This is a genomic window from Benzoatithermus flavus (assembly GCF_037908215.1).
GTDB lineage: Bacteria > Pseudomonadota > Alphaproteobacteria > Geminicoccales > Geminicoccaceae > Benzoatithermus > Benzoatithermus flavus.
Map to the genome: position 1 here is coordinate 40650 of NZ_JBBLZC010000005.1, position 21008 is coordinate 61657.

22 protein-coding genes are annotated in these 21008 nt (G+C 69.4%); 10 read left to right on the top strand and 12 right to left on the bottom strand.

The annotated features are described in order from the left end of the window. Positions 1-7 precede the first annotated feature (7 nt). Genes U1T56_RS06490 through U1T56_RS06505 form a run of 4 tightly spaced genes read right to left on the bottom strand, consistent with a single transcriptional unit; the run spans position 8 to position 3192 of the window. Positions 8-703, bottom strand: a complete 696-nt coding sequence (locus tag U1T56_RS06490) for an XdhC family protein (protein ID WP_418158638.1) — start codon at positions 701-703, stop codon at positions 8-10. Then, positions 700-1023, bottom strand: coding sequence for an XdhC family protein (locus U1T56_RS06495; RefSeq protein ID WP_418158639.1), 324 nt, complete (start codon positions 1021-1023; stop codon positions 700-702). The genes U1T56_RS06490 and U1T56_RS06495 overlap by 4 nt, the downstream gene beginning before the upstream one ends. Next, entirely contained in the window at positions 1020-2267 is a 1248-nt protein-coding gene (locus U1T56_RS06500; protein WP_418158640.1) for a vWA domain-containing protein, read from the bottom strand. The genes U1T56_RS06495 and U1T56_RS06500 overlap by 4 nt, the downstream gene beginning before the upstream one ends. Before the next feature lie 4 nt (positions 2268-2271). After that, the gene (locus tag U1T56_RS06505; protein WP_418158641.1) at positions 2272-3192 is read right to left on the bottom strand and encodes an AAA family ATPase; all 921 of its coding nucleotides are present in this window, start codon (positions 3190-3192) and stop codon (positions 2272-2274) included. A gap of 133 nt (positions 3193-3325) precedes the next feature. Here U1T56_RS06505 and U1T56_RS06510 point away from each other — a divergent pair, with 133 nt between their 5' ends. Continuing rightward, positions 3326-4465, top strand: coding sequence for a VanZ family protein (locus tag U1T56_RS06510; protein ID WP_418158642.1), 1140 nt, complete (start codon positions 3326-3328; stop codon positions 4463-4465). Here U1T56_RS06510 and U1T56_RS06515 read toward each other — a convergent pair. The 5 genes from U1T56_RS06515 to U1T56_RS06535 all read right to left on the bottom strand — a co-directional run bounded on the left by U1T56_RS06515 (position 4390) and on the right by U1T56_RS06535 (position 9584). Further along, positions 4390-4815, bottom strand: coding sequence for a hypothetical protein (locus U1T56_RS06515; RefSeq protein WP_418158643.1), 426 nt, complete (start codon positions 4813-4815; stop codon positions 4390-4392). The two genes, U1T56_RS06510 and U1T56_RS06515, sit on opposite strands and share 76 nt — an antisense overlap. 75 nt (positions 4816-4890) lie before the next feature. Continuing rightward, entirely contained in the window at positions 4891-5685 is a 795-nt protein-coding gene (locus U1T56_RS06520) for an FAD binding domain-containing protein (RefSeq protein ID WP_418158644.1), read from the bottom strand. A gap of 15 nt (positions 5686-5700) precedes the next feature. Then, a complete protein-coding gene (locus U1T56_RS06525; protein WP_418158645.1) occupies positions 5701-8070 on the bottom strand; it encodes a xanthine dehydrogenase family protein molybdopterin-binding subunit in 2370 nt (789 codons plus the stop codon). Positions 8071-8083: 13 nt separating this feature from the next. Further along, positions 8084-8569: a (2Fe-2S)-binding protein gene (locus tag U1T56_RS06530; RefSeq protein ID WP_418158646.1), complete on the bottom strand. Its 486-nt coding sequence runs from the start codon at positions 8567-8569 to the stop codon at positions 8084-8086. A gap of 202 nt (positions 8570-8771) precedes the next feature. Next, positions 8772-9584 (bottom strand): SRPBCC family protein, encoded by an 813-nt coding sequence (locus U1T56_RS06535; RefSeq protein ID WP_418158647.1) that lies wholly within the window; start codon positions 9582-9584, stop codon positions 8772-8774. 293 nt (positions 9585-9877) lie between these two features. Here U1T56_RS06535 and U1T56_RS06540 point away from each other — a divergent pair, with 293 nt between their 5' ends. The 8 genes from U1T56_RS06540 (at position 9878) to U1T56_RS06575 (ending at position 17254) form a co-directional block, all read left to right on the top strand. Further along, entirely contained in the window at positions 9878-11026 is a 1149-nt protein-coding gene (locus U1T56_RS06540) for a sensor histidine kinase (protein WP_418158648.1), read from the top strand. A 28-nt stretch (positions 11027-11054) separates the two neighbouring features. Beyond that, positions 11055-11555 carry a response regulator gene (locus U1T56_RS06545; RefSeq protein WP_418158649.1) on the top strand — a complete coding sequence of 167 codons (501 nt, stop codon included), beginning with the start codon at positions 11055-11057 and terminating at the stop codon, positions 11553-11555. 126 nt (positions 11556-11681) lie between these two features. Next, entirely contained in the window at positions 11682-11870 is a 189-nt protein-coding gene (locus tag U1T56_RS06550; protein WP_418158650.1) for a hypothetical protein, read from the top strand. Further along, entirely contained in the window at positions 11867-13294 is a 1428-nt protein-coding gene (locus tag U1T56_RS06555; RefSeq protein WP_418158651.1) for an amidase, read from the top strand. Before U1T56_RS06550 ends, U1T56_RS06555 begins: the two co-directional genes overlap by 4 nt. Before the next feature lie 4 nt (positions 13295-13298). Continuing rightward, entirely contained in the window at positions 13299-14192 is an 894-nt protein-coding gene (locus tag U1T56_RS06560) for a DMT family transporter (RefSeq protein ID WP_418158652.1), read from the top strand. A 51-nt stretch (positions 14193-14243) separates the two neighbouring features. Beyond that, complete coding sequence (locus tag U1T56_RS06565; protein ID WP_418158653.1) at positions 14244-15545, top strand: NAD(P)-dependent oxidoreductase; 1302 nt, start codon at positions 14244-14246, stop codon at positions 15543-15545. 102 nt (positions 15546-15647) lie between these two features. After that, complete coding sequence (gene map, locus U1T56_RS06570) at positions 15648-16475, top strand: type I methionyl aminopeptidase (RefSeq protein ID WP_418158654.1); 828 nt, start codon at positions 15648-15650, stop codon at positions 16473-16475. Positions 16476-16534: 59 nt separating this feature from the next. Continuing rightward, positions 16535-17254 (top strand): peptidoglycan-binding domain-containing protein, encoded by a 720-nt coding sequence (locus tag U1T56_RS06575; protein ID WP_418158655.1) that lies wholly within the window; start codon positions 16535-16537, stop codon positions 17252-17254. Positions 17255-17314: 60 nt separating this feature from the next. Here U1T56_RS06575 and U1T56_RS06580 read toward each other — a convergent pair whose 3' ends face one another. The 3 genes from U1T56_RS06580 to U1T56_RS06590 all read right to left on the bottom strand — a co-directional run bounded on the left by U1T56_RS06580 (position 17315) and on the right by U1T56_RS06590 (position 20218). Further along, positions 17315-17446, bottom strand: coding sequence for a hypothetical protein (locus U1T56_RS06580; protein ID WP_418158656.1), 132 nt, complete (start codon positions 17444-17446; stop codon positions 17315-17317). Between the two features lie 3 nt (positions 17447-17449). Beyond that, a complete protein-coding gene (locus U1T56_RS06585) occupies positions 17450-19087 on the bottom strand; it encodes an electron transfer flavoprotein-ubiquinone oxidoreductase (RefSeq protein WP_418158825.1) in 1638 nt (545 codons plus the stop codon). Between the two features lie 108 nt (positions 19088-19195). Beyond that, entirely contained in the window at positions 19196-20218 is a 1023-nt protein-coding gene (locus tag U1T56_RS06590) for a TMEM43 family protein (protein WP_418158657.1), read from the bottom strand. A 96-nt stretch (positions 20219-20314) separates the two neighbouring features. Between U1T56_RS06590 and U1T56_RS06595 the strand changes: the two genes are divergently transcribed. Then, positions 20315-20956: a DNA-3-methyladenine glycosylase family protein gene (locus tag U1T56_RS06595; protein ID WP_418158658.1), complete on the top strand. Its 642-nt coding sequence runs from the start codon at positions 20315-20317 to the stop codon at positions 20954-20956. The last annotated feature ends 52 nt before the right edge of the window (positions 20957-21008 follow it).

Genomic DNA, 21008 nt, shown 5'->3' on the forward strand with positions numbered 1-21008 from the left:
CCCGCTCCTAGCTGCCACCCAGCCTGAGCGCACGGGTCATCTCGGCCATGATCGAGATCGCGATCTCGGCCGGGCTCACGGCACCGATGTCTAGGCCGGCGGGGCCGTGAATGCGGGCGAGCGTCGCCTCGTCATGGCCCATGGCCCTCAGCCGCTCGAGCCTGCCGGCGTGCGTGCGCTTGCTGCCGAGTGCGGCGATGTAGAAGGCCTCGCTCTTGAGAGCCACATCCAGCCCCGGATCGTCGATCTTGGGATCATGGGTCAGCGCCACCACCGCCGTGCGGCGGTCCGGGGCGAGCGCCGTCATCGCCTCGTCCGGCCAGTCCAGCGTCACGATGATATCGGGAAAGCGGCTGTCGGTCGCGAATGCGCGCCTGGGGTCGATCACCGTGACGTGGTAGCCCGCGAGCGCCGCCATGGGTGCGAGCGCCTGGGCGATGTGGACGGCGCCGATGATCAGGAGCCGGAGCGGTGGGTTGAACACCTGAAGGAAGGCACGGCCCCGGCTCGTGTCGACCGCCGTCGACTGATCGCGACTCAAGGCCTTCCGCGCTGCCGCCAGGACGTCGGGCGGCGCCTCGCCGATCACGATCGCATCGTCCACGATCAGCGCCTCGCCGCCGTCGGCGAGGTAGCGCACGAGGCAGACGCGCCGCTTCTGGCCGCGTGCCTCGTTCAGGGCGCTCAGGAGCTCCGGCGTCATGCCACCGCCTCGACCCAGACCTGGACCCGGCCGCCGCAGGCGAGCCCGACCTCCCAGGCCTGCTCGTCGGAGACGCCGAACTCGAGGAGCTTGGGTGGCGCTCCTTGCATGATCTCCATGGCCTCGCGGATCACGGCCCCTTCGATGCAGCCGCCCGAGACCGAGCCCTGCATCTCGCCGTGATCGTCCACGATCAGCATGCTGCCGGCGGGTCTCGGCGAGGAGCCCCAGGTCGAGACCACGGTGGCGATCGCCACCTTGCGCCCGGCCGCATGCCAGGCCGCCGCCAGCTCCAGAAGACGCTCATCGGTCGGGATCATGCTCTCACTCCCGTCTGCGAGGCCGCCACCCACTCGCTCAAGCCCTCGGCCCGGCGCGCCTGCGGGTGGCTCAAGACCTCGGTCAGATCGCGCAGGCTGCTGAGATTGTGGGCGGGCCTGAAATCGTCGACGTGCCGGATCATGGCCTTGGCTCCGGTCGAGATCGGCGCATAGGCGTCGAAGCGCAGCAAAGGATTGAGCCAGATCAGGCGCCGGCAGCTCTTGTGCAGCCGCTCCATCTCGGCAGCGAGGCCGAGGCCCGCATCCCGGTCGAGCCCGTCCGTGATCAGGAGCACCACCGCCCCTTGTCCCAGCACGCGCCGCGACCAGACCTGGTTGAACTCCTTGAGGCAGGCGCCGATGCGCGTCCCGCCGGCCCAGTCCTTGACCAGCGTGCCGATCTGCTGCAGCGCCAGGTCGATGTCGCGGTTGCGCAGGTAGCGCGTGACGTTGGTGAGCCGCGTGCCGAACAGGAAGCTGTGCACCCGGTCGCGATCGTTGGTGATCGCGTGCATGAACAGGAGCAGCATCCGGGAATAGCGGCTCATCGAGCCCGAGATGTCGCACAGGATCACGAGCGGCGGATGGCGCTCGCGCGGCTCCTTGCGCGCGAGGTCGATCGAGGCCCCGCCGCCGCGGAGCGACTGGCGCAGCGTGCGACGCAGATCGATACGGCTTCCTCGCGGATCCGGGACGAAACGGCGCGTGGGCACCCGCATGATCGGCAGGCGCAGACGGCCGATCTCCCGACGCGCAGCCGCGAGCTCCTCGGCCGACATCTGCTCGAAGTCCTTCTCCTGCAGCATCTCGCGTGCGGAATAGGTGAGGATGGCGTCGAGCTCGACGGTGGGCGGCTCCTCCTCGCTCTCGTCTTCGCCCTCGCCGGGCGCCTTGGGCGGGGCCAGCGCCTCGGCCACGCGGCGGTTCATCTCCTCCTGTGGAACCGGTTCCTTCTCGCCCTCGAGCGTGGGCAGGAGGAGATGCATCATCCGCTCGAGCAGCTTGGGATCGCGCCAGAAGATGTGGAACGCCTGGTCGAACAGCTCGCGCTGGTCGCGCCGGTTCACGAACACGGCATGGAGCGTCCAGTAGAGATCCTGCCGGCTCTCGATCCCGACCTTCTCGAGCGCCTTCAGCGCCTCGAGCACGCGGCCCGGCCCCACGGGCAGGCCCGCCGCGCGCAAGGCGCGGGCGAAATGCATGACGTTCCTGGCGAACCGGCCGCCGCCGGTATCGGCATCCATGGGCTCAGCCTCTGCCAACGCCGAGCTGCATGTTGACCTCGGCCAGGATCTTGGCGGCCTCGCTGCCCTGGATCTTCAGGATGTCGTCCTGGTACTTCAGGAGCGTGCCCAGCGTGTCGTTGACCACCGCGGGGGTGAGCTCCAGCGTGTCCAGCGTGGTGAGTGCCCGCGTCCAGTCCAGGGTCTCGGCCACACCCGGCAGCTTGAACAGGTCGCGCTTGCGCAGCTCGTGGACGAAGGTCACGATCTGACGCGACAGCCGCTCCTCGACACCGGGCAGGCGAACACGGATGATCTCGAGCTCGCGCTCGGCGGAAGGATAGTCGACCCAGTGATAGAAGCAGCGGCGCTTCAGCGCATCGTGGACCTCACGCGTGCGGTTGCTCGTGATGATCACGATCGGCGGCTGCTCGGCGCGGATCGTGCCGATCTCGGGGATGGTGATCTGGAAGTCCGAGAGCACCTCGAGGAGATAGGCCTCGAACGGCTCGTCGGTGCGGTCGAGCTCGTCGATCAGGAGCACAGGAGGACCCTGGAAGTCGGCGACGAGGGCCTGAAGGAGGGGCCTGCGGATCAGGAAGCGCTCGTTGAAGATGTCCTGCGCCAGGCCCTCGCGGTCGGTCATGCCGGCGGCCTCGGCGAGGCGAATCTCCAGCATCTGACGCTGGTAGTTCCACTCGTAGACCGCGGAAGCGACGTCGAGGCCCTCGTAGCACTGGAGCCGCACCAGCCTGCGGCCCAGCGTGTCGGCCAGGACCTTCGCGATCTCGGTCTTGCCCACGCCTGCCTCGCCCTCCAGGAACAGAGGCCGCCCCAGGCTCAGCGCCAGATAGAGAACCGTGGCGAGCGGGCGGTCGGCGACGTAGTTGCCGCGCTTGAGAAGTTCCACGGTGGCATCGACGGAGGCAGGCAGCGCTTGGTTCATGGGACACCGGTGAGCATCAGGAAGCGGGTGGGGCGATGGCACGCGTCCTTCGCGCGCGCAAGCCGCCGTACCAGCGTTAACACAAGTCGGGGCGAGCGACATCGGACGTTGGTCGGAAGGTGGGGCTGAGCAAATGGCAGTGCAAGCGCAGCGTTGTCGTCAGTCTTCCCGCCCCGGCAGGGCGGCCGTCGCCTGGACCGTGCTCGTGGCCCTCCTTTCGCTCGCGACCTTCCTCGTCTTCACCACGATGCAGCGGTTCACGCCCGTACCGAGCTCCTGGCCGCGCGATCCGCGCTTCGCGACGCTGGCTGCCGGTGCCGATCCCGCCTGGGAGGTCGAAGGTGATCCTGCGGCGGTCAGGGTGGAGCAGGGCACGCTGCACGTGCGCAACGACGACCCCGAAGCCACCGTCGGCCTGCGCCAGGTCTGGCCGCTCGATGCAGGCGCACCCCGTGTCTTCCGTCTCGCCGCCACCGTTGCGAGCAGGGATATCGCCGGCACGCGCGCGGGCTTTCGGGTCGGGGAGGTGACCCTGATCGCCGACCGCGCCATCGGGCGCGCACCCTTACGGGCGATCCACCGTCTCGTGGCGCTGGGCGGCACCCGGGCACCGGCGCGCTACGTCGCCCTGTTCCAGTTTCCGAGCGGCGCGCGCGAGGTCGAGCTCGCCGTCCGCCTGCGCCACGCCACCGGCGAGCTCACGGTGAAGGATCTCGAGCTCAAGGCCTACGAGGAGCGCCGCCCGTTCACGGTCCTGCGCACCTTCCTGCGCGCCTCCTGGACCGGGGTGCTGGCCGTGGGCGGCCTCCTGTTCTGGCGCGGCGTCGATCATCGGCCGGCCGCCACGGTCCTCGTGGCCGTGGCCGGCGCCGGGCTCGTGCTCCTGATGATGCCGGAAAGCCTGCGCGAGGCCACGCTGGAGCCGCTCGCACGGCTCGTGCCGAACCGTCTCTTCGGCGAGGACGGGGTTGCCTATGCCGGCCACTTCGCGATCTTCGCCGTGGCGGGTTTCCTCCTTCGTCTGAGCCGTCGCGCCGAGCCCTGGCCGCGTCAGGTGCTGCTCCTGATCGGCCTCGCCGGCCTGACGGAGCTCCTTCAGTTCCTGACCGAGCTGCGCTCGCCGACTCTCGACGACTGGTTCACCAATGCCGTGGGCGCTCTCGCCGGCTGGCTGCCGGCGGCCTGGCTGCGGCATCGTCAGGACGGGCAGTTCGCCACGCAGCGGCGCTCCTCGACGACCTTGCCGCCGCAGGCCGCGAAGCAGCGGCGGTAATCCGCCTCGCAGCTCCGAAGTGCTGCCGGCTGGCACTGCTCGCGGTAGCAGAACCGCCGGACGCATACCTTGCCGGTGTCCCGGCTGGTGGCCTGGCAGAGCTGGAAGTCGATGTCGGCCTTGTTCTGGCAGCTCGACTGGCGCAGCGTTGCCCGGTCCTCGCACGCGGCCAGGGCCTGCTGCGCGTCGCCGATGCAGGCATCGCTCGTGGCCGTGCAGCCGGAAAGGCAGCGCTGCACGGCAGCGCTCCCGGTATCCGCCGGGGGCTCGAGGCGGTAGCGGGTCTCGTACTGCGGCGCACAGCCGCCGACGGCGAGCAGGAGAGCCAGCACCCGGATCGCGCACCCCATCGTGGCCCGTCCTCGAAAAGAAAGGAGGGGGTGCGATCACCCCCTCCGTCACGACACCCTACCCGTGAAACAGCGTCAAGCAGCGGCTTCGACCGCGCGCTTGGCCATGACCTTGACGAGATGGGCGCGGTACTCCGCGCTCGCATGGATATCGTTGTTGAGGTTGTCGGCATCGATGCCGGCATTGTCGAGGGCACTTGGCGTGAAGCTCGAGCCCAGCGCCTGCTCGGCCTCGGTCCAGCGGAAGACGCAAGGTGCGGCACCGGTGACGGCGACGCGCACCGCACCTCCGGTCCGGGCCACGAACACGCCCACCACCGCATAGCGGCTGGCCGGGTTCGGGAATTTCACATAGGCCGCCTTCTCGGGCTTCGGGAAGTGGACCGCGGTGACGATCTCGTCGCGTTCCAGCGCCGTCTCGAACATCCCGGTGAAGAACTGGTCCGCCGGGATCTCGCGCTTGTTGGTGCGCACGGTGGCGTTCAGCGCCACGACCGCAGCGGGATAGTCCGCCGCCGGGTCGTTGTTGCTGATCGAGCCGCCGATGGTGCCGCGATGCCTGACCTGCGGGTCGCCGATGTCCTCGGCGAGCGCCGCGAGCGCCGGGATCACCCGCCTCACGACCTCCGAATGCGCGACGTCGGCATGCCGGGTCATGGCGCCGATGGTGATGCCGCCGGCCTCCTCCTTGATCCCCTTGAGCTCGGCGACGGCGCCGAGATCGATGATGTCGCTGGGCTGGGCCAGGCGCTGCTTCAGGGTGGGCAGGTAGGTCTGCCCACCCGCCATCAGCTTCGCGTCCTCGCTCTGGGCGAGCAGAGCCGCGGCCTCGGCGAGGCTCTTCGGCCGGTGATAGGTGAAGTTGTACATGCCTCTCCGTCCTTCTTATTCGGCCGCCCGTGCCAGCCGTGTGCTCTGGATCGCGCGCCACACCTTCTCGGGCGTCGCCGGCATCTCGACGCGCACGCCGATCGCATCGGTGATGGCGTTGATGACGGCCGGCGGCGAGCCGATCGCACCCGCCTCGCCGCAGCCCTTCACGCCCAGCGAGTTGGCGGTGCAGGCGGTTCCGGACACGGTCACGACCTCGAAGTCGGGCAGCATGTCGGCACGCGGCATGCCGTAGTCCATGTAGGAGCCGGTCAGGAGCTGGCCGCCCTCGTCATAGACCGCACCCTCGAGCAGGGCCTGGCCGATGCCCTGCGCCAGGCCGCCATGAACCTGACCCTCGACGATCATCGGGTTCACGACGTTGCCGAAATCGTCCACCGCCACGAAGCGCACGATCTGGACGACACCGGTAGCCGGATCGACCTCGACCTCGCAGACATAGGTGCCCGCGGGATAGGTGAAGTTCGGCGGGTCGAAGAACGCCGATTCCTCGAGGCCGGGCTCGAGCCCTTGCGGGTAGTTGTGCGGCACGTAGGCCGTGAACGCGACCTGGGCCATGCTCACCGACTTGTCGGTGCCGGCGACGCTGAACTGGCCGTTCTTGAACTCGATGTCGGCCTCGGCCGCCTCGAGCATGTGGGCCGCGATCTTCTTGCCCTTCTCGACGATTTTGTTGCAGGCCTTGACCAGCGCCTCGCCGCCGACCGCGAGCGAGCGCGAGCCGTAGGTGCCCATGCCCACCGGCGTCTTGTCGGTGTCGCCGTGGATCACCTCGACGTCCTCGTAGGGCACGCCGAGCTTGTCGGCCACGACCTGTGCGAAGGTCGTCTCGTGGCCCTGGCCGTGGGTGTGGGTGCCCGTGAACACCTGCACCTTGCCGGTGTGGGTGAAGCGGACCTTGGCACTCTCCCACAAGCCCACGCCCGCACCGAGCGAACCCACCACCGAGGAGGGAGCGATGCCGCAGGCCTCGATGTAGCAGGAGATGCCGATGCCCCTGAGCTTGCCACGCCGCTCGCTCTCGGCCCTGCGGGCCGGGAAGTTCTTGTAGTCGGCGAGCCGGAGCGCTTCGTCGAGCGTCGCCTCGTAGTTGCCGACGTCGTACACCAGCGCCACCGGCGTCTGGTAGGGGAAGGCATCCTTCGGGATGAAGTTCTTGCGGCGGAACTCGGCCGGATCCATCCCGATCTCGCGCGCCGCCTGGTCCATCAGGACCTCGAGCAGGAACGATGCCTCCGGCCGGCCGGCACCGCGATAGGCGTCCACCGGCACGGTGTTGGTGTAGTAGGCCTGGACGTCGGCGTAGATCGCCGGGGTCTTGTACTGGCCGGCGAGGAGCGTGGCGTAAAGATATGTGGGGATCGACGAGGAGAACGTCGACATGTAGGCGCCGAGGTTCGCCTTCGTGTTCACCCGCAGCGCCAGGCAGTTGCCCTCGGCATCGAGCGCCAGCTCGGCGTGGGTGATGTGGTCGCGGCCGTGCGCGTCGGAGATGAAGGCCTCGCCGCGCTCGGCGGTCCACTTCACCGGGCGGCCGCCGATCTTCTTCGATGCCCAGGTGACGACGCACTCCTCGCTGTAGATGAAGATCTTGGAGCCGAAGCCGCCGCCCACGTCGGGTGCTACCACGCGCAGCTTGTGCTCGGGCGCTATGCCGATGAAGGCCGACATGACCAGCCGGTGCACGTGCGGGTTCTGGCTGGTGACGTAGCAGGTGAAGCTGTCGCTGCCGGGATCGTAGTGGCCGACCGCGGCGCGCGGCTCCATGGCGTTCGGGACGAGCCGGTTGTTGACGAGATCGATCCTGCTGACGTGCGCGGCCTTGGCGAACGCGGCGTCGACCGCGGCCTTGTCGCCGAGCTCCCAGTCGTAGACCAGGTTGTTCGGCACCTCGTCGTGGACGAGCACGCCGGCATCGTGCGCGTCGGCGAGCGAGACCACGGGCTCGAGCACGTCGTACTCGACCTCGAGCGCCTCGCCCGCGTCCTTGGCCTGCTGGTAGGTGTCGGCCACGATCACGGCGACCGGATCGCCCACGTAGCGCACCTTGCCCTGTGCCAGGAGCGGGTGCGGGCCCATCTTCATGGGCGAGCCGTCCTTGGACTTGACCAGCCAGCCGCAGACATTGTTGCCGAGCCCGTCGGCGGCGCAGTCCTCGCCGGTGAGCACGGCGAGGACACCCGGCATGCTCTCGGCCGAGGCCTTGTCGATGCTCACGATCCGCGCGTGCGCGTGCGGCGAGCGCACGAAGTAGGCGTAAGCCTGGCCGGGCTGGTTGATGTCGTCGGTGTAGCGGCCCTTGCCGGTGACGAAGCGCTGGTCCTCCTTGCGGACGACCCGCACGCCGATGCCCTTCTCGACCATCGTCCCCGGCTCCTCACTCGGCCGCCCTCGCGGCGCCCTGCATGGTGGCAGCGGCGGCGAGGATCGACTTGACGATGTTGTGGTAGCCCGTGCAGCGGCAGAGATTGCCCTCGAGCCACTCCCGGACTTCGTGCTCGGTCGGGCTCGGGTTCTTCTGCAGGAGATCGGCGGCGCTCATGATCATGCCGGGCGTGCAGAAGCCGCACTGCAGGCCGTGATTCTCGCGGAACGCCTCCTGCACCGGGTGCAGCTTGCCGCCCTGGGCGAGGCCTTCGATCGTGGTGACGCTCGAGCCGTCGGCCTGGACGGCCAGCATCGTGCAGGACTTCACCGAATCGCCGTCGACGTGCACGACGCAGCAGCCGCACTGGCTCGTGTCGCAGCCGACATGGGTTCCGGTGAGGCCGAGATTGTAGCGCAGGAACTCGACCAGCAGGGTGCGAGGCTCGACCTCGCCGCTCACCTGCTTGCCGTTCACCGTCATGCTGACAGTTACCATCCACTGACCTCCCAACAGGAACGTTAGTGCCCCGCATCGACCTGGCGGGGCGTCGAGCGTCGGCGCCGTGAGCGTCGGGCGCGTCTTCTTGCCTCGCAAGCGAAGCTAGGAGAGGCTCCCATCGCCGTCAATCAAGGCGAGCCTGCGCAGGCTCGTCCGTTGGTCGTAGCCGCCGGCGCCCGAGAAGTCCCGAGCTTTCGGATCAGGAACCGAGAAGCCAATAGAGCAGGATCACGACCACGATCACGGCGAGGAGCCAGACCCACCACTGCTGCATGAGCCCCTTCTCGACCGGGGGGGGCGCCACGGGCTGCGCGGGCCGTCGCTCGGTCGCGGGCTTCTCGGGCGCGAAGGCCACCTGCTTCGGGCGGGGCGCCGGAGCCGGCTCCGCCGCCGTGGCGCCGGCGGCGGCTCGCGGCGTCTCGACCGGAGGTGCGGGCTCGATCGGGGCCGCGGTCGGCGCCGCCGCGAGCGGTGCCGGCTGAGGGGCCTCCACCGCGGGCGGGATCGGCGGGGCGGCGGGTGCCGGGGCGGGGGAGGGTGCCACCGCTGCCGTGGCACTTCCCGCTGCATAGCGCTCGCCGACGATGGTCGAGAACCGGCCGAAGAAGTCGTCGGCCATCTTCTTGGCGGTGCCCTGGATCAGACGCGAGCCGATCTGGGCGAGCTTGCCGCCGACGTCCGCCTTGGCGTGGTAGCGGAGCAGGGTGCCGGCACCGTCCTCGGTGAGGGCCACCTCGGCCCCGCCCTTGGCGAAGCCCGCGGCCCCGCCCTTACCCTCGCCCGAGATTGTGTAGCTTTCGGGTGGGTTGAGGTCGCCCAGCGTGACCTTGCCGGTGAAGGTAGCGCTCACCGGCCCGACCTTGGCCTTCACCTTCGCCTCGAGCTCGGTGTCGGAGAGCTTGTGCAGTTCCTCGCAGCCCGGAATCGACGCCTTGAGGATCTCGGGATCGTTGAGCGCCTCCCAGACCCGCTGCCGAGGGGCCGGGATGCGATACTCACCCGTCATGTCCATAGACTGCTCTCCCTTGCTCGATCTCTGCCCACCGCCGGGCCGGTCCGTTTCGCCGCGAGCTTTTAGTCCCGGCCCGAGGTGGAGCAAGACCGACCTTGGGCCATGGCTCGTGCCGTTGTGCGCGTGGCTTACACGTCGCCGCTCCGTGCTTCAAGCCAAGGTGGATGGCCGCTGCAACCGAGTTGTGACAGCAGGCCAGCAATGTTAGCTACATGAGCAAGAGTGGGGCTCGTCGTGCCGTGCGTCCGTTTTCCGAGCCGTCACCGGGGGCTTTTGCTGTCGAGGTCGTGTCGATGCTGGAACATCTCGGTGCCGCGCTGTCCTCCAACGACTTCATGCCGCACGGCATGTGCTTCCTTTGGCAGCCGACCTTGCTCTGGCTGCACGTCGTCTCGGACGCGCTCACGGCCTTCGCCTACTACTCGATCCCCTTCGCCCTGGTCTATTTCGTCTGGAAGCGTCAGGACCTCGTGTTCCCGAGCGTGTTCCTGCTGTTCGGTGCCTTCATTCTCGCCTGCGGCACGACACATCTGATGGGCATCTGGACCATCTGGCATCCCGACTACTGGCTCGATGGCGGGATCAAGCTGTTCACGGGCGTGGTCTCGGTCCTTTCGGCGCTGTTCTTGTGGCGGATCATGCCCCAGGCTCTGGCGCTGCCGAGCCGCAGCCAGCTCGAGACCGCGAACCGGGCCTTGGCGCAGGAGATCGGGGAGCGCCAGCGCGCCGAGGCGACCGTGCGCCGGATGAATCAGGAGCTCGAGGAGCGCGTGCGCGAGCGGACGAGGGAGCTCGAGGCGATCAACCGGCGCCTGCGCACGGCACTTCACGAGAAGGAGGTGCTCTTGCGCGAGGTGCACCATCGCGTGAAGAACAACCTGCAGGTCGTCGCGAGCCTGCTGACGCTCCAGGCGAGCCGGACCGATCCGGCGCTGAAGCACTCCTTCCAGGCGAGCCTCGAACGGATCCGGGCCATGGGACGGGTACACGAGCAGCTCTACCGCGCGGAGGATGCGAGCTGCTTCGATCCCGCCGCCTACATCCGGACCATCTGCGCCGATCTCGGCGAGATCTACGGCAGCGACGGCCGGATCACCTGGCGCGTCGAGGCGCGAGCACCGGTACGTATCCCCCTCGATACCGCGACACCTTTGGCCCTGATCGTCAACGAGGTCATCTCGAATGCCTACAAGCACGCCTTCCCGGACGGCAGGCGCGGCGAGATCCAGGTGATCATCGGCGAGGTCGAGGCGGGCACGCTGATCGAGATCCGGGACAACGGCGTGGGACTCCCGGATGGCCGGGAGGTCGGCGACGGACCGTCGATGGGATGGCGCCTCGTCCAGCTCCTCGCCCAGCAGATCGATGCCACGGCCACGTTCCTGTCCGATGGCGGCACGCGCTTTTCGCTGGTATTACCACACGTTCCGGAGAATGAATGACGGGTCCTTCGGGAAAGGCTCCTTCGATATGGCCCAGGCCGGCCTCGCTATCGATCGGATCGGCAGCCCGGGCGTGCCGCCGCCGGGCCTCTCGGCCGGCGTGCTCGCAGCGCCGATGCCGGAGGGCGCACCGCGCGCCACGGATTCCGCCCGACCCTTGCGGGTCCTGATCGTCGAGGACGAGCTGATCATCGCCTGGGAGATCGCCGAGCTGCTGGTCCGGCTCGGCTGTGAGGTGTGCGGCACGGCAGCCGATGCGATGCAGGCGATCCGGCTCGCGGGCGAGCTCGCGCCCGACCTCGTGCTCATGGACGTGCGGCTGCGCGGCAAGGGAGACGGCATCACGGCGGCCGAGGCGATCAGGGCGCAGCAGCCGGTGAGCCTCGTCTTCTGCACGGCTCATGCCGAGGATCCCGTGACCCGAGCCCGCATGCAGGCAGCGGGCGCCGTCGCGATCCTCGCGAAGCCGATCGAGCCCGGTGCCCTCGAGGAGACATTGATCCGCCTGACCGGATCGATGCCGGCCTGACCGGGCGCCGGGGCCGATGCGCGCACGGGATGATTGCCATGCCGCGCTCGGGGCAAAGCCCGTCTGGAGCCGGCTCGGCACCGGTGTTAAGGGAGCCGCCGGGCATGGCGAACAGTGGAGGCAGGCATGGCCGAGGATTCCCTCGTCGAGACGCCGTCGGGGGTCCAGGTTCCCGTGGGCGCCGTGATCACGGCGGAAGAGCTCGCGGCGCTCGTCCGGGCCGCGACGCACGATCTGCCGTTCGGCGCCGAGCCGGCTGCGTTCCTGACCGCTCTCGAGCGCCTGGCCCGGGTGGCCGAGGAAGCCGCGGCATGACGGCGCGCGAGATTCTGGATCTGGGCGTAGCCGAGCTCGCCATGCGGATCGCCCGCGGCGAGATCGGGAGCCGTGAGGCGACCGAGGCCGTGCTCGAGGCGTTGGACGGCCCCGGTCGCGCGCTCGGCGTCGTGGCGCGCCTCGAGCCCGAGCGAGCGCTGGCCCGGGCCGAGGCGGCCGATGCCGCCCGTGCCAGGGGCGAGGCGCTCGGACCCCTGCACGGGGTGCCGCTCGCGCACAAGGACATGTTCTACCGCGCGGGTGAGCTCGCCGAATGCGGTGCCGCGCTCATGCGAGGCCACCGGCCCGCCGTCACCGCGACCGTGCTCGCGCGGCTCGACGCGGCGGGGGCGATCGATGTCGGCCGGCTCAACATGGTCGAGTTCGCGCTCGGCATCACCGGCCACAACAGCCATACCGGCCATCCGCAGAACCCGTGGGATCGGACCCGGATCACCGGCGGCTCCACCAGCGGTGGCGCCGCGGCGGTGGCGGCTCGTCTCGTGCCCGCCACCTTGGGCTCCGACACCGGCGGCTCGATCCGCGTGCCCAGCGCCTGCTGCGGTCTCGTCGGCATCAAGCCCACCTATGGCCGGGTCAGCCGCTTCGGCTGCATGCCGCTCTCGTTCTCGCTCGATCACATCGGCCCGCTCGCTCGCTCGGCCGAGGATCTGGCCCTGCTCCTGCAGGCGATCGCCGGGCACGATCCGAACGACCCGACGACGAGCGCGCGGCCCGTTCCCGACTACCGTGCGGGCCTCGGGGAAGCCGTGCGGGGCCTGCGGCTCGCCGTGGCGGCCGAGGGCGTCGAGACGGAGATCGATCCCGAGGTCGTGGCGGTGCAGGAGGAAGCCCTTCGGGTCATGGCCGATCTCGGCCTCTCCGCCCGGCCGCAAACGGTGGCCTCGTTCAAGAGCCTGAACGCGCTGCGGCGCGTCATCATGCTCGCGGAATGCGCCGCCTATCACCGCGAGTGGATCGCGACCGCGCGCGACCGCTACAACCTCGAGACCGCGAACCGCATGGAGCCGGGCTTCGCCTTCTCGGCGGTCGATTACCTGCGCGCCGTCTCGGCCCGCGCGACCCTTCTCGAGCGCTTCTGCAAGGAGACCTTCGCCGCGGCCGACCTCCTCGTCCTGCCGACGAGTCCCGTCGCTACACCCAGGATCGCCGACACCGCCACCGGCGGTGATGCGCGCTTCATGGCAGTCGCGAACCGCATGGGCGCTCTCGTCGGGCCGTTCAACTATCTGGGCCTGCCGGCCCTCAATCTGCCGATAGGCTTCGATGCGAACGGCATGCCGATCGGTCTCCAGCTCGTGGCGCCGCCGTTCGCCGAAGGGCTGCTCTTGCGCATGGCGCACGCCTTCGAGGCGGCGACGGGCGTGGCCAGGAAGCGGCCGCCCTTCACCGGCATCGGCTGAGCCCTTGCGCGAGGCGCTGCCGGCCGCACGGCCGGGCTCGTCCGAGCTGCGCGGCATCGCCGTGACGCTCGTCGCCATGATGCTGTTCAGCCTCATGGACGCGGTGAGCAAGTATCTCAGCATGCGCTATCCCACGCCGCAGATCCTGTGGCTGCGCTATCTCTTCACCGTGCCCTTGGTGCTGGTCGCCCTCGCGCCCGGCGGCATCGTGCATCGGGTGCGCTCGGCCCATCCCTGGCTGCAGCTCCTGCGCTCGCTGCTCCTCGTCGTCGAGATCGGATTCGTGATCTGGGCCTTCGGCCGGCTGCCGCTCGCCGATGTCCAGTCCGTGCTCGCTCTCACCCCGCTCGCGGTGACGGCCCTCTCCGTGCCGCTCCTCGGCGAGCAGGTGGGAGCACGGCGCTGGGCCGCCGTGGCGATGGGGCTCGTGGGCATCCTGATCGTCCTGCGGCCAGGGCTGGGCGTGATCCAGCCCGCGACCCTGGCGGCGCTCGCGGCCGTGCTCCTCTACGCGCTCTACCAGATCCTGACCCGGCTGGTCGGTCGCGTGGATGCTGCCGAGACCAGCCTGCTCTGGCAGTTCGTCCTGGGCAGCATCGCTCTCACCGCCGTAGCACCTTTCTTCTGGCGGACACCCGAGCCGGTCCACTGGCCCCTATTCGTGGTCGCGGCCGTCCTCGGCGGCTCCGGGCACTACGCCATGATCAAGGCGCTGCAGCTCGCACCCGCGGTGGTCGTGCAGCCCTTCAGCTACACGGGCCTGCTCTGGTCCGTCATCATCGGCTATCTCGTCTTCGGCGATCTGCCCGATGCCCCGACCCTGATCGGTGCGGGGGTGATCGTCGCTGCCGGGACCTACGCCGCCGTCCGCGAGCACCGCTTGCGCCGCAGCTTCTGATCCGCTTACCTCGTCGCTCTCATGCCGCCTGCTCCAGCCGGACGCTCCTACATGCCCCGCAGCCTCAGGATCACGACCGAGCCGCTGATCGTCATCGCCGAGCTCCACTTCCACCCCGACCACCACGATGCGGTCCTGGAGCTGGCGCAGCGTCACGTGCGGAACACGCTGGCGGCCGAGCCGGGCTGCCTGCGCTTCGAGCTCACCGCCCCCACGGACGATCCGGGCTCCCTCATCTTCTACGAGATGTTCGCGAGCGAGGCGGCGTTCGCGGAGCATCAGCGGTCGCCGCACCTCGCCTGGTTCCGCGAGGCACGCAAGCCCTACGTCCACGACACCACGGTCCGGGTGCTCCATCCGGTGAGCGCCGTCCGGCCGGGAATCGTGCTCTGCGCCGTGCCGGCGCTGATGCGCCACCAGGACTATCTGCGGCCTCTGGTCGAGGCGGGGTTCGATCTGCGCTGGAACGATCTCGGTCGCGTGCTCACCGAGGACGAGCTGATCGAGCGCCTGGACGGGGTGGTCGCCACCATCGCCGGCAGCGAGCCCTACAGTGCCCGCGTGTTCTCGCAGGCACCGGATCTGAAGGTGATCGCCCGTCTGGGTGTGGGGCACGATCAGATCGACGTCGCGGCCGCCACGCGCGCCGGTGTCGCGGTGGCCATGGCCTACGGCACCAACCACGACGCCGTGGCCGACCATGCCATGGCGCTGCTCGCGGCCGCGGCGCACCGCATCGTCGACTACGACCGGCGCGTGCGCACCGGCGGCTGGGGCAGCCTGTTCCATGCCAGGATTCACGGCACCACGGTCGGGATCGTGGGCTTCGGCCGGGTCGGCCGTGCGCTCGCCAAGCGCTGCCTCGGCTTCACCATGGACGTGCTCGTGGCCGACCCCGTGGCCGAGGCCGACACCGTGGCCCGGCTCGGCTACCAGCTCGTCGAGCTCGACGAGCTCCTGCGCCGTGCCGACTTCGTCTCGCTGCACGCGCCGCTGACGCCGGAGACGCATCATCTGATCGACGCGAGGCGGTTGGCGCTGATGAAGCCCACGGCCTATCTCGTCAACACCTCCCGTGGCGCGCTCGTCGATCAGGCGGCGCTGATCGAAGCACTCGAGCAGAAGCGGATCGCAGGGGCAGCGCTCGACGTGTTCGAGGTCGAGCCCCTGCCGGAATCGCCTCTGCGGCGGCTCGACAACGTGGTCCTCACACCGCACGTGGCGGGGCTCAGCGCCGCGTCCTTGCGCGCCATGGCGGAACGCTGCGTCGACAGCATCGTGGCGCTCACGCGCGGACGCGATCCCGGCCTCGGTCTCGTGCTCAACCCCGAGGTCCTGCCGTCGCAGACCTGAGCGGCGGAAGGCGGGTTTGACAGCGCGCCGCTTCGGGTGCTACCCGGCGCCGTTCCAGGAACCTGACCCTTTCTTCATCGAGGCAGCCCAGGCGGCGCACGCATGGCCGGCGACATGATCATCGATCGGGACGGCACGAAGAAGCCCGTCCCCTTGCACGGACCCGAGGCTTTCGCGGCGATGCGCCGGGCGGGACGTCTCGCGGCCGAGACGCTCGACTTCATCACGCCCTACGTCGTTCCCGGCGTTTCCACCGGCGAGCTCGACCGCCTGATCGAAGGCTTCATGCGCGATCACGGCGGTGTGCCCGCCACCTTGGGCTATCGCGGTTATCCCAAGAGCTGCTGCATCTCGGTCAACCATGTCGTCAACCACGGGATTCCCAGCGACGAGAAGCGGCTCAGAGAAGGCGACATCGCCAACATCGACGTCACGGTCGTCCTCGACGGCTGGTACGGCGACACGAGCCGCATGTATCTTCTCGGCGAGAAGGTGCCGGTGAAGGCGCAAAGGCTGGTCGAGGTGACGTTCGAGGCGATGTGGGCCGGCATTCGTGCCGTCAGGCCCGGCGCTACGCTGGGCGATGTCGGGCACGCCATCCAGACCGTGGCCGAGAGGAACCGCTTCTCGGTCGTGCGCGACTTCGTCGGCCATGGGCTCGGCCGGGTGTTCCACGACGCGCCGGAGGTCAAGCATTACGGCCGCCGTGGCGAGGGACTCGTCTTGCGCCCCGGCATGCTGTTCACGATCGAGCCCATGATCAATGCCGGTCGGCACGAGGTGAAGATCCTCTCGGACGGCTGGACCACCGTCACCCGCGACCGCTCGCTCTCGGCCCAGTTCGAGCACACGGTGGGGGTGACCGAGGACGGGGTGGAGGTATTCACCCTCTCGCCCAAGGGCTTCGACAAGCCACCTTATCCGCTGTAGAGGGGGCGCGCCCGTGAGGCACTCCATCCGCCCGCGGGCAGGCGAGGAGAGATCGGACCATGTCGCGAATTTTGTGGCTGGCTGCCGCCCTGGCGCTCGTGAGCGCCTCGGCCGAGGCCGCCGATGGCCAGGGCCGTTACGCGGCGCACGGCCTGGGCCGCACGCCCTGCAAGCATTTCGTCGAAGTGTGCGAGAAGGGCTCGGACGAGTGCAAGCTCACCGGCACCTGGATCGCGGGCTATCTCACGGCCTTCAACGCGCTCAACAAGGACACGTTCGACATCCTGCCCTGGCAGCCGCCCGAGCTCGTGGCGCAAGGCGCCTTCAACCTGTGCAAGGCCAATCCGGACGCGGCGCTGGTCGAGGCGGTGACCCAGGTGGTCCGCGTGCTCTACCCGCAACGGGTCCAGGGCGCTTCCGAGCGCGTGAAGATCGGCGACGGCAAGGATACCGTCTATCTCTACAAGGACACGATCAAGGACGTGCAGGAGCAGCTCATCAAGACCGGCCACCTCAAGGGCAAGGCCGACGGGAGCTACGGGCCCGGCACCAAGGCCGCGATCGAGGCCTTCCAGCAGGACAAGGGTCTGCCGACCACGGGCGTGCCCGACCAGCGCACCCTCGTGGCCCTGTTCTACGGCGCTCCCGCCGATGCCCAGGGGCAGGCGGCTCCCCAGCCGGGGAAGCCTCAGGCCACTCCTTCCCAGTCCCAGCAGGGCGGCGGCAGCGCCGCGCAGCCGGCGCCGAAGCTGGACCTCCGCCTGAGCCCGCAGCAGTAGCGCCACGCCTCGATCGCGCAGCGATCGAGGGGGACCCCTCCGACCCGCTCGAAGAGCGCCTCAGAGTAGGCCCACCGAGCGCAGGGCGAGCAGCGTCAGCACGAGAACGAGCGCTGCCGTCACCGCGACCTTGAAGGCGACGAGCCGGGCGAAGCGCCCGGCTCCGTCGTGGCGCCGGTGGTCCTCCGGCAAGGCTCACATCCCGCCGATATAGTTGGGCCCGCCGCCGCCCTCGGGCGTCACCCAGACGATGTTCTGCCTCGGGTCCTTGATGTCGCAGGTCTTGCAGTGTACGCAGTTCTGCGCGTTGATCTGCAGGTGCCGCTGACCGTCGGGGCCCGTCACGTACTCGTACACCCCGGCTGGGCAGTAGCGCTGCTCCGGCCCGTCGTAGACCGGCAGGTTCACCTTCTCCGGGATCGTCGGGTCCTTGAGCGTGAGATGGCAGGGCTGGTCCTCCTCGTGGTTGGTGTTCGAGAGGAACACCGAGGAGAGCTTGTCGAAGGTGATCTTGCCGTCGGGCTTCGGGTACTCGATCCTCGGGCACTCGGCCGCGGGCTTGAGGCACTCGTGGTCCGCCTTCCGGTGCGCGAGCGTCCAGGGCGCCTTGCCGCGGAAGAGGTAGGTGTCGAGCGCCGAGTAGGCGAGCGCCGGCCACAAGCCCCAGTGGAAGCTCGGCCGGATGTTGCGCACGCGGTAGAGCTCGTCCCAGAGCCAGCTCTCCTTCAGCATCTTCGGATAGGCATCGAGCTCCGGCCGCTCCGCTCCGTTCTTGAGTGCTTCGAACGCGGCCTCGGCCGCCACCATGCCCGACTTCATCGCCGTGTGGGTGCCCTTGATCTTGGGCACGTTCAGGAAGCCCGCGGCGTCGCCGATGATCGCCCCGCCGGGGAAGACCAGCTTCGGGATCGACTGGAATCCGCCCTCGGACAGCGCCCGCGCCCCATAGGCGATCCGTCGGCCGCCCTCGAAGATCGGCCGGATCGCGGGGTGGGTCTTGTAGCGCTGCATCTCGTCGAAGGGCGAGAGATGCGGGTTCTCGTAGTCGAGCCCGATCACGAAGCCCACCGAGACCAGGTTGTCGCCGAACATGTAGAGCCAGGAGCCGCCATAGGTCCTGTTGTCCATGGGCCAGCCGATGGTGTGGATGACACGGCCCTTGACGTGCTTCGTGGGCTCGATCTCCCAGAGCTCCTTGATGCCGAGCCCATAGGTCTGCGGCTGCACGCCTTCGCGCAGGCGGAACCGGTCGAACAGCGTCCGCGTGAGCGAGCCGCGGCAGCCTTCGGCGAAGAGGGTGAGCTTGGCATGCAGCTCCATGCCGGGCTGGAAATTCGGGCCGGGCTCGCCTTCCCTGGTCACGCCCATGTCGCCGGTGGCGACGCCCATGACGCGGCCCTGCTCGTCGTAGAGCACCTCAGCGGCGGCGAAGCCAGGGTAGATCTCGACCCCGAGCGCTTCCGCCTGCTGCCCGAGCCAGCGGCAGACATTGCCGAGGCTCACGATGTAGTTGCCTTCGTTGTGCATCTGGGGCGGGGTGGGCAGGCGGTAGGACTTGGTTTCCGTGAGATAGAGGAACTGGTCCTCGGTCGCCGGCGTGTCGATGGGCGCCCCCTTCTCCTTCCAGTCCGGGATCAGCTCGTTCAAGGCCCTGGGCTCGAGCACCGCGCCCGAGAGGATATGGGCGCCGACCTCCGAGCCCTTCTCGATCACGCAGACCCCGAGCTCCTGGCCGGCTTGCGCCGCGAGCTGCTTGAGTCGGATCGCGGCGGCGAGGCCCGAGGGGCCGGCGCCCACGATCACGACGTCGTACGCCATCGACTCGCGTTCCATCATCCCTGCTCCCGGAAGATCGGTTCTCGCTGTGTTGCGCCGGCCCCTAACATGGTGCGGCGGCAGGGTGAAGCCCACCGATGAGGCGTAATCTGCCAGCCGGACGCGTCAGCCGTCGGCGACGCCAAGCGCCAGCAGGAGCCGCGCGCCGATCCGGCCCGCCACGCACACGCCCGCCGCGAGCCCGGCCGCCATCAGCAGCATCGTGCCGAGTCGCCTTCTGCCCCGGAAGGCCGGGTTGCCGGCGAAGCGCCCGGCGAGCGCCGGCAGCGCGAACATGACGGCGGCGACCATGCCGAGCACCCCGAGCCCGCGCAGGCTCCAGGCCTCCTGCCACCCGCCGCGCGCGGCCGCGCCGAGAAGCCGCTCCGGCGCCACCTCGCCGTAGGCCGCGAGTGCTACCTCCATGCCGTTCGGCGCCCGCCACGGCACCAGGCGCCGGCCGGACCCGTCGATCGTTCCGATCAGGCTGATACGGCCCGTTGGTGCCGCTGCGAGCCGCACCCGCACGTCGCCGACCTCGGGCGCTGCGGGATCGCTGCCGTAGAGCCAGTCGCCGCTGCGCCTGAACACCATGCCTCGCGCCGACAGGGTTCCCGCTTCGCCCTCCGGCAGGATCTCGCGGGTGGCGGGCAGGGCCGCGAGCAGCGCCTCGTCGAGCTCGAAGCGGCCGATCCGCGCCCCGGCCGCGACGCTGCTTGCGCTCGTGAGCGGCAGCGTCTTCGGGTTGACGTGCAGCGTGCGCTGCTCGAACCGCTCGGAAGGGATGGGCAGAGGCGACCAGATCCGCTCGTAGCGCAGGGTCTTGTTGTCGCCCGAGCCTTCCTTGCGCTCGACCCACTGATAGGTCTCGACCGTCCGGTCGAGCCGCAGCGCCTCGACCGAGACACCCAGCACGGGATCCCGGATCGGGGCAGGGACCAGGGCCTCGCCGACGAGGTGGAGCGGGCGGCCGACGGCGCCACCGTCATCCCGGCTTTCCGGCGCCACCGTCACGAGGTTCCGGCCCGCTTCGTCGAGGGCTCCCAGCCGCCAGGCGAGCTGCCACTCGTTCCACACGAGCACGACGGCCGCCCCGATCCCGATCGAGGTGCCGATCACCGCTATCGCCCGCGCCGGCCCGCGCCCCATCGCCGATTCCCGCTGCCCGAAGCTCCGTCCGCTCTAGCGAAACGGCCTCAGGCACACTAGCTAAGGGAACGAGAACAAGTCGAGAACAAGGCGTTCATGAGCATCGTTCCGCTGACCGGCGAGCGGCTGCGTCGGGCCGTCGACGCGCTGGCCGGGCTCGATCCCGACGTCGCTGCGGCCCTTCGGCGGATCGGCTATCCTCCCGCACGCCAGCGCGATCCCGGCTTCGCGACCCTGGTCCGGATCATCGTCGCACAGCAGGTCTCGACCATGGCTGCCGCCGCCATCTGGCGCCGGCTGGAGCTGGCGCTGGACGGCGAGGTGACGGCCGCGCGCCTGCTGATGCTGGACGAGGCGGCGTTGCGCGCAGCGGGTCTCGGCGCCCGCAAGGCGGCCTACGCGCGTGGGCTCGCCGAGGCCGTGGCGTCGGGCCGGCTCGACATGGATGCCATCCCGCATCTCGACGACGAGGCTGCGGTAGCCAGGCTGACGGCACTCGACGGCTTCGGCCGCTGGAGTGCCGAGATCTATCTTCTTTTCGCGCTCGGCCGCGCCGACGCGTTTCCGGCCGGCGACCTCGCCGTACAGATCGCGTTCCAGCGCCTGAAGCGCCTGCCCGCACGCCCGACCGACCGCGAGCTACGCCGCCTGACTCTGCCCTGGAGCCCGTGGCGAGGTGCGGGGGCGGTGTTCCTGTGGCACTATTACGGTGCTGTCACGCTGGACGGAACGGAATGACCGAGGACCGCCTGCTGCCCTCGAGGCTCGCTCCTACGCTCGCCGTCGACCG

Excerpts from the sequence above, each read along its gene's own strand:
- U1T56_RS06490 (WP_418158638.1), bottom strand. The coding sequence starts at position 703 with ATGACGCCGGAGCTCCTGAGCGCCCTGAACGAGGCACGCGGCCAGAAG.
- U1T56_RS06495 (WP_418158639.1), bottom strand. The coding sequence starts at position 1,023 with ATGATCCCGACCGATGAGCGTCTTCTGGAGCTGGCGGCGGCCTGGCAT.
- U1T56_RS06500 (WP_418158640.1), bottom strand. The coding sequence starts at position 2,267 with ATGGATGCCGATACCGGCGGCGGCCGGTTCGCCAGGAACGTCATGCAT.
- U1T56_RS06505 (WP_418158641.1), bottom strand. The coding sequence starts at position 3,192 with ATGAACCAAGCGCTGCCTGCCTCCGTCGATGCCACCGTGGAACTTCTC.
- U1T56_RS06510 (WP_418158642.1), top strand. The coding sequence starts at position 3,326 with ATGGCAGTGCAAGCGCAGCGTTGTCGTCAGTCTTCCCGCCCCGGCAGG.
- U1T56_RS06515 (WP_418158643.1), bottom strand. The coding sequence starts at position 4,815 with ATGGGGTGCGCGATCCGGGTGCTGGCTCTCCTGCTCGCCGTCGGCGGC.
- U1T56_RS06520 (WP_418158644.1), bottom strand. The coding sequence starts at position 5,685 with ATGTACAACTTCACCTATCACCGGCCGAAGAGCCTCGCCGAGGCCGCG.
- U1T56_RS06525 (WP_418158645.1), bottom strand. The coding sequence starts at position 8,070 with ATGGTCGAGAAGGGCATCGGCGTGCGGGTCGTCCGCAAGGAGGACCAG.
- U1T56_RS06530 (WP_418158646.1), bottom strand. The coding sequence starts at position 8,569 with ATGGTAACTGTCAGCATGACGGTGAACGGCAAGCAGGTGAGCGGCGAG.
- U1T56_RS06535 (WP_418158647.1), bottom strand. The coding sequence starts at position 9,584 with ATGGACATGACGGGTGAGTATCGCATCCCGGCCCCTCGGCAGCGGGTC.
- U1T56_RS06540 (WP_418158648.1), top strand. The coding sequence starts at position 9,878 with ATGCTGGAACATCTCGGTGCCGCGCTGTCCTCCAACGACTTCATGCCG.
- U1T56_RS06545 (WP_418158649.1), top strand. The coding sequence starts at position 11,055 with ATGGCCCAGGCCGGCCTCGCTATCGATCGGATCGGCAGCCCGGGCGTG.
- U1T56_RS06550 (WP_418158650.1), top strand. The coding sequence starts at position 11,682 with ATGGCCGAGGATTCCCTCGTCGAGACGCCGTCGGGGGTCCAGGTTCCC.
- U1T56_RS06555 (WP_418158651.1), top strand. The coding sequence starts at position 11,867 with ATGACGGCGCGCGAGATTCTGGATCTGGGCGTAGCCGAGCTCGCCATG.
- U1T56_RS06565 (WP_418158653.1), top strand. The coding sequence starts at position 14,244 with ATGCCCCGCAGCCTCAGGATCACGACCGAGCCGCTGATCGTCATCGCC.
- map (WP_418158654.1), top strand. The coding sequence starts at position 15,648 with ATGGCCGGCGACATGATCATCGATCGGGACGGCACGAAGAAGCCCGTC.
- U1T56_RS06575 (WP_418158655.1), top strand. The coding sequence starts at position 16,535 with ATGTCGCGAATTTTGTGGCTGGCTGCCGCCCTGGCGCTCGTGAGCGCC.
- U1T56_RS06585 (WP_418158825.1), bottom strand. The coding sequence starts at position 19,087 with ATGGAACGCGAGTCGATGGCGTACGACGTCGTGATCGTGGGCGCCGGC.
- U1T56_RS06590 (WP_418158657.1), bottom strand. The coding sequence starts at position 20,218 with ATGGGGCGCGGGCCGGCGCGGGCGATAGCGGTGATCGGCACCTCGATC.
- U1T56_RS06595 (WP_418158658.1), top strand. The coding sequence starts at position 20,315 with ATGAGCATCGTTCCGCTGACCGGCGAGCGGCTGCGTCGGGCCGTCGAC.